The 4,336-nt window shown below is 57.8% G+C and carries 4 protein-coding genes and 2 pseudogenes; 3 read left to right on the top strand and 3 right to left on the bottom strand.

The window, feature by feature from the left end:
- The 3 genes and pseudogenes from C450_RS23790 to C450_RS23780 form a co-directional block, all read right to left on the bottom strand.
- The coding region (locus C450_RS23790) for a DUF7260 family protein (RefSeq protein ID WP_449271559.1) at positions 1 to 487 on the bottom strand (487 nt) is incomplete at its 3' end.
- Between the two features lie 20 nt (positions 488 to 507).
- A pseudogene (locus C450_RS23785) lies at positions 508 to 1,158 on the bottom strand (DUF7260 family protein); the annotation flags it as partial.
- Between the two features lie 144 nt (positions 1,159 to 1,302).
- On the bottom strand, positions 1,303 to 1,458 hold the full coding sequence (locus tag C450_RS23780) for a DUF7563 family protein (protein ID WP_440717396.1): 156 nt from the start codon (positions 1,456 to 1,458) through the stop codon (positions 1,303 to 1,305).
- Positions 1,459 to 1,839: 381 nt separating this feature from the next.
- Between C450_RS23780 and C450_RS20460 the strand changes: the two genes are divergently transcribed.
- The 3 genes and pseudogenes from C450_RS20460 to C450_RS23605 all read left to right on the top strand — a co-directional run.
- Positions 1,840 to 2,736, top strand: coding sequence for a mechanosensitive ion channel family protein (locus tag C450_RS20460; RefSeq protein WP_005047166.1), 897 nt, complete (start codon positions 1,840 to 1,842; stop codon positions 2,734 to 2,736).
- Between the two features lie 337 nt (positions 2,737 to 3,073).
- Positions 3,074 to 4,111, top strand: a pseudogene (locus C450_RS20455) (O-acetylhomoserine aminocarboxypropyltransferase/cysteine synthase family protein); the annotation flags it as partial.
- A gap of 91 nt (positions 4,112 to 4,202) precedes the next feature.
- Positions 4,203 to 4,336 (top strand): PLP-dependent transferase (locus tag C450_RS23605; RefSeq protein ID WP_241430449.1); only part of this gene is annotated, 134 nt, incomplete at its 3' end.

Raw genomic sequence — 4,336 nt, 5'->3', positions numbered from 1 at the left:
CAGCGTCGATCTCGCACAGTTGTTCGGCAGTTTCCGCGAGCGAGGTGGCTTCTCGATCGAGCCACATCGAGAACGCTTTGCGCTCGCGATACGCCTGCTTTGCAGCATCAAGGATCGTCGTCTGGAGGTCCGGGGAGATGTGGGTATTCTGCCTGAGGACGTGGGCAATGGCTGGCCCGAACTCTGCCGCGATGGTTTCATAGATCGAGGCGTCGTTGTACTCGTCGGCGTAGTGGTTGGTATCCAGTAGCGTCTCCTGAAAGGCGTTCTCGATCCGTTCGACCATCGCTCCGCCGGGTTCCGTATTGGGGTGTACACAGATTGAGTTCTGTGGTTGCCCCCAGGCCTCGTTCTGGGAGTGACTGCATTCGATATCGGCAACGTGGGTATGAAACCGCTGGAATGCGCGCTCTTCGACCTGTGTTCGGGCCTGTTCTTGCTCAACACGCTCNGGAACGCTTGGCGTTGATTGGCGAGCATATCGCAGTCGTGTTCAAGCGTATAGAGTCGGTCACGAGCGGCCCTGAGTTCCCTGGCGGACCACCCTTCAAATGGTGAATTAGCAAATTCGGAGACAGCAGCGTCAATTTCGCACAGTTGATCGGCAGCTTCCGCGAGCGAGGTGGCTTCTCGATCGAGCCACATCGAGAACGCTTTGCGCTCGCGAGACGCCTGCTCTGCAGCATCAAGGATCGTCGTCTGGAGGTCCGGGGAGATGTGGGTGTTCTGCCTGAGGACGTGGGCAATGGCTGGCCCGAACTCTGCCGCGATGGTTTCATAGATCGAGGCGTCGTTGTACTCGTCGTCGTAGTGATTGGTATCCAGTAGCGTCTCCTGAAAAGCATCCTTGATTCGTTCGACCATCGCTCCGCCGGGTTCCGTATTGGGGTGTACACAGATTGAGTTCTGTGGTTGCCCCCAGGCCTCGTTCTGGGAGTGGCTGCATTCGATATCGGCAACGTGGGTATGAAACCGCTGGAATGCGCGCTCTTCGACCTGTGTTCGGGCCTGTTCTTGCTCAACACGCTCNCTGCATTCGATATCGGCAACGTGGGTATGAAACCGCTGGAATGCGCGCTCTTCGACCTGTGTTCGGGCCTGTTCTTGCTCAACACGCTCGCGCGCGTTGTTGATAGGTTCGGTCGCTTGTGAGGTCATGATGTATCTGTGGGCAGAACGTGTGAATTATAGGGACATGCTCGTCCGACAGTATCCAATCTCTGAATGGCGTCACTCGATTTCAGAGCGGTGTTACGGTTGACACTGACCGGACAGCCGTATCTGGCCGTTCGATAACGGCCGTCAGTGTCGCGGTGATCGGGCATCACGGACGTCAGCCCCGTCGCGGACTTTCCCTGGGCAATTCGGACAGACGCGTACTGATTCCATTCCAGTAGGTGCGAACACCCGGACATACTGGTCGGTGACGAACGCTTCGCAGTTCTGGCATTCAGGCATGTGATGATTGGTCGTCGTGGAGTGTAACCTGCACAAACTGGTCGTTGCCACAATTTTGGCACTGGGTTGCACTCATCGGAGCCAGGCTTCCATCGCTGGTGGTTCTGGCAGGATACAAGCTGTTGCACTGGTCACAACAGAGAAGCCTGCTATCGCTTCTTTTCACTTTTCCATCTGATTCATCATCCATTCCGTCGGTCGCACGATAGTGCTCCTCACCATTGGTCTTTTCGGCCAGTTGGTTCCGTCTTTGAGGAGTTCGTTTTCGGCGAGTGATTCAAAGATTTCGTGCATCGACCTCATCAATCTCTATTCTTCCGAGATATCGTATAGAAATCGCAACGTTGATTATTTCCTCGTCTATCTACTCGGGCGGATCCTATGATACCACTCCAGCAGGGGTTTTCACTCGACCCACAGTCGTTGCTGAATCAGTACGGACCGGCACTCATCAACGCCGCCGTGACGATCGTGCTGTTCCTCGTTTCGTTCGTCATCATCTACTACGTTGGCAAGGCCATCGTAGTCCGGATGTTGAACGCCGCGCTCAATAGCCGCGATGTCGACGAGACGATTGCAGGACTCGTGGTGAGCACTGTGGTCGCGATTATGGCTGTGCTTGCGATCGTGATCGCAGCCACCATCGCTGGCGCTGGCGTCGTGCTCGCGGCGTTCGCGACGCTCGCCGGTGCGCTCGCACTCGCGGTCGGGTTCGCTGCACAGGACCTCATCTCGAACTTCGTTGCGGGAATATTCATCATCCAGGACGAGCCATTCAAAGTGGGTGACTGGATCGAATGGGACGGCAACGTTGGTGTCGTCCGGGAGATTCAACTTCGGGTCACGAAACTCGATACGTTCGACAACGAAGAGGTCACCGTCCCGAATAGCGATCTCGCCAGTGCCGTTGTGACTAATCCGACGGGCAACGATCAGCTCAGAGTCGGCGTGGACTTCGGCATCGAGTACGACGACGATATCGAGGCGGCTCGCGCGGCAATTCTCGACGAGGCACGGAAACTCGATGGTGCGCTCACCGAACCCGAACCCGCCGCGCCCGTCACGAGTCTCGGCGATTCCGCGGTCGTGCTCTCGGGACGTGTCTGGATCAACCCCAACGAAACCGGCTACGCACCAACCGCCGCCACGTTCACCGAGGCAGTCAAGAAACGCTTCGACGCCGAAGGTATCGGTATGCCCTACCCCTACACCGAACTTACCGGGAGCGTCGATGTCGAGAGTCCCGACGAAGCAGGATACACGGCGACGAACGACTAATCACAGCAACTCTACTGGTTCGAATCCGGGTTTTCGCATTTTTGACACCGACCACACTGGTTCGAGTCGCTTAATCACTCGTATGGAGCAGTGAGAACCGATATTTCGGGTGTCGCAACCGACCCCGATACCAGCGGCGTCACTTACGACTCTCGCTCATCGTAAGGATCGGAAGCGTCTGTCTCTGGGACTGAATGGAATGGCGAAATGGCTTCGAGCGGCAACTCTTCTGAGTGCTTCTTGGAGAGTATGGGAGGGCACTGAGAGTGCGTCATTGACATCGGCAATGTTAGCCTTTAGACGTACCATCATGGCGATTGCCTTGGTTTAGATGCGTATGGCCGATAATACAGAAGATCGCTCTCTTGCGACCGATTCAGTACATGCCGGGCAAGACCCCGATCCCGCAACTGGTTCCCGCGCACCACCGATCTACCAAACCAGTTCCTATGTTTTCGATGACGCCGAAGATGCCGCCGCCCAGTTCTCGCTCGAAGAGCCGGGCTACATCTACTCCCGGTTGATGAACCCGACGCTCGAAACGTTGCAAGACCGCCTTGCGGCGCTCGAAAACGGTGTTGGAGCCGCTGTTACCGCGTCCGGGATGGCCGCGCTCGATCTCACCACGTTCCTGCTCGCGGCCGCGGGCGACAACATCGTTACCGGCTCGTCGCTGTACGGCGGTACGTACACCTATTTCACCCACTCGGTTGAACGGCGGGGGATAACCACCCGGTTCGTCGATCCGCTCGATTACGAGGCATATGCCGACGCTATCGACGAGGATACCGCCTACGTCCATTTCGAGACGATCGGCAATCCCGCGCTCGATACGCCGGACATCCAGCGCGTAGCGGATATCGCCCACGATCGTGGTGTCCCGCTGCTTGTCGACAACACGTTCGCGACGCCTGCGCTGTGTCGTCCGATCGAACACGGTGCCGATCTCGTGTGGAACTCGACGACGAAGTGGCTCCACGGTTCGGGCACGACCGTCGGTGGTGTCGTCGTCGACGGTGGGACGTTCCCGTGGGCCGAGCACGCCGAGAAGTATCCCGAACTCGCTCAAGACAACCCTGCCTACCACGGCGTCAATTTCGTGGAGACGTTCGGCGAGGAAGCGTTCACCTATGCTGCGATCGCCCGTGGNCTCGCTCAAGACAACCCTGCCTACCACGGCGTCAATTTCGTGGAGACGTTCGGCGAGGAAGCGTTCACCTATGCTGCGATCGCCCGTGGGATGCGCGATTTGGGCAACCAGCAGGCTCCGTTCGACGCTTGGCAGACGTTACAGGGGATAGAGACGCTGCCACTGCGGATGGAGCGCCACAGCGAGAACGCACTGGCTGTCGCGGAATGGCTACAGGATCACGACNCTCGCTCAAGACAACCCTGCCTACCACGGCGTCAATTTCGTGGAGACGTTCGGCGAGGAAGCGTTCACCTATGCTGCGATCGCCCGTGGAATGCGCGATTTGGGCAACCAGCAGGCTCCGTTCGACGCTTGGCAAACGTTACAGGGGATAGAGACGCTGCCACTGCGGATGGAGCGCCACAGCGAGAACGCACTGGCTGTCGCGGAATGGCTACAGGATCACGA

Source organism: Halococcus salifodinae DSM 8989 (genome assembly GCF_000336935.1).
Taxonomy (GTDB): domain Archaea; phylum Halobacteriota; class Halobacteria; order Halobacteriales; family Halococcaceae; genus Halococcus; species Halococcus salifodinae.
Note: the sequence above shows the minus strand (reverse complement) of the source record. Positions and strands in the feature narration are given on the sequence as shown.